The following is a 604-nucleotide window of genomic DNA, read 5'->3' as shown; positions in this document are numbered from 1 at the left end:
AGCGTTAGGCATCTTGAGGACAGTATGCAGCGAGTCACCATCCCCTTAAGCAAGTCAAAACTCTTGTTTCTTTTGTTGGTCTCTTGCGCTTTTGTGGTGGGCGGCTATTGGATGTTCACCATGGACGCGGCCGAGATCGAGTCGCAGAGCAGATTCAACAGCCCCCTGTTTGTACACGGTTTTGGGTTAGCTGCAATCGTTTTTGTCGGACTTGCGGCGGTCGCAGTTTTCCGCAAGCTCATTGATCCATCACCGGGCCTAGTTCTCGATGATCGCGGATTATTAGACAATTCCGGGGCGTTTTCTTCGGGCTTCATCCCGTGGTCCGATATAACGGGCTTTGAGGTACGTCAAATTTCCTCCCGCCAACGGATCCTTTTCGTGCTGCTAAAAGATCCCAAGAAGTACATTGCTAAATTCAAGCCCATAAAACGGGCGTTGCTTAGGGCAAATCAGAGTGTAGCCGCCAGTCCTGTTGCGATAACTTCTAGCTCGATAGCTATCGGATTTGACGAGCTTGTTACGTTGGTCAATAGGTATTTGTCTGCATACCGGCAAGATGCCTAACCATTCGTTCAAGGCGGACGGCTTCGCCGCCGCTTAA

At 50.5% G+C, this 604-nt stretch carries 1 protein-coding gene; it reads left to right on the top strand.

The window, feature by feature from the left end:
• The coding region (locus B0E48_RS06290; protein WP_217317850.1) for an STM3941 family protein at positions 1–567 on the top strand (567 nt) is incomplete at its 5' end.
• Positions 568–604 lie beyond the last annotated feature (37 nt).

The sequence above is a fragment of the Rhodanobacter sp. C03 genome, from assembly GCF_002001175.1.
Lineage (GTDB): Bacteria > Pseudomonadota > Gammaproteobacteria > Xanthomonadales > Rhodanobacteraceae > Rhodanobacter.
The sequence above is the reverse complement of the archived record's forward strand: the minus strand, read 5'-3'. Positions and strand labels throughout refer to the sequence as shown.